Origin of the sequence: Streptomyces sp. SID5785 (genome assembly GCF_009870065.1) — a bacterium.
In the GTDB taxonomy this organism is placed as follows: domain Bacteria; phylum Actinomycetota; class Actinomycetes; order Streptomycetales; family Streptomycetaceae; genus Streptomyces.
In genome coordinates, this window is the sequence record NZ_WWIA01000661.1 from 1 (window position 1) to 1,651 (window position 1,651).

1 protein-coding gene is annotated in these 1,651 nt (G+C 75.0%); it reads left to right on the forward strand.

The window, feature by feature from the left end:
* Window positions 1-1,651, forward strand: a 1,651-nt coding sequence (locus tag GTW43_RS21685; protein ID WP_161303685.1) for an EAL domain-containing protein, incomplete at both ends; no start/stop codon positions are given.

The window sequence follows — 1,651 nt, forward strand, 5'->3', positions numbered from 1 at the left end:
GACCGCTGGTGGGGCGGCACCGGCTCCGGCGCCGCCCTCACCTTCGCGGTGCTCGTCCTCTACGGCTGGGTGCCCGCCGTGATGGTCAGCCTCGCCGTCGTCGTCCTGGTCGGCATGGCCCGCAGACACCGCTGGCGCCAGGGCGTGCTGCACGGCGCGATCGACGTGCTCGGCATCGGCGCGGGCGCCGTCGTGCTCGCCGCGTTCGGCCGGGTGCCGTCCGTCGAGGCACCCTGGACGCCGGGCGACTGGACCGTCGCCACGGCCCCCGAGTTCGTCCTCGTCGCCGCCGGCTACCTCCTGGTGACCCGCGCCCTCCTCTGGTACGTCCACGCCCCGCGCCCCTCCGGCCTGCCCACGGTCGCCCGCACCGCCCTCGCCCGGCACGGCCTGGTCGCCGTCGCCCTCCTCGGGATCGCCCCGCTGCTGTGCGTCGTGGCCGTCGCGCTGCCGGTGCTGCTCCCGCTCTTCGCCATCCCGCTGATCGCCCTCGACTCCACGCTGTGGATCGCCCGCGCCCGCGCCGAGGAGCAGCTGCGCGACCCGCTCACGGGCCTGCCGAACCGGCAGTGGCTGCTCGAGCGCACCTGGGCCGCGCTCGACGACGCCGAGCGCATCGGCGCCCGCAGCGCCCTCATCCTGATCGACCTCGACCGCTTCCGTTCGGTGAACGACACCCTCGGACACCTCGCGGGCGACCGGCTGCTGCTGCAGATCGCGGACCGGCTGCGGGCCGCCCTGCCACGCGGCGCCGAGGTGGCCCGGCTCGGCGGCGACGAGTTCGCCGTCCTGCTCCCCGTCGCCGACTCCACCACCTCCGCGACCCGCGTCGCCCGCGGCCTGGTCTCCGCGCTCGGCTCCCCGCTCGACCTGGACGGACTCACGCTCGTCCTGGAGGCCAGCGCCGGACTCGCGGTCTTCCCCGACCACGCGCTGGACGCCGAGGGACTGCTGCGCCGCGCCGACGTCGCCATGTACCAGGCGAAGCGGGACCGTACGGGCGTCGAGGTCTACGAGTCGAAGCGCGACTCCAACACCCCCGACCGCCTCGGCCTGCTCGGTGACCTGCGGCGGGCGCTCGACGCGTGCGAGGTCGAGCTGCACTACCAGCCGAAGGTGCGCTTCGACGGCCAGGTCGCGGGCCTGGAGGCGCTGGTGCGGTGGGTGCACCCGGAGCGCGGCAAGGTGCCGCCGGACGAGTTCATCGCCATCGCCGAGTCCTCCGGCCTGATGCCGGTCCTGACCGAGTACGTCCTCGAGACCGCGCTGGCCCAGGTCGCCCGCTGGCGCGCCCAGGGCCTGCGCGTCCCCGTCGCGGTCAACGTGTCGCCGCGGGACGTGCACACCCCCGGCTTCGCCGGATCCGTCGCCGCGCGGCTCGCCCGGCACGGGGTGCCGGCCGGTGCGCTCCAGCTGGAGATCACCGAGCACGTCCTCCTCGAGGACCCGCAGCGGGCCGCCGACACCCTCGCCGGACTCACCGGGCACGGCGTCAAGATGTCCCTCGACGACTTCGGCACCGGGTACTCGTCCCTCGTCCACCTGCGCCGGCTGCCGGTGAGCGAGCTGAAGATCGACCGCTCGTTCGTCGCCCGCCTGGCCGTGGACAACGAGGACGCGGAGATCGTCCGCTGCACCGTCGATCTCGCGA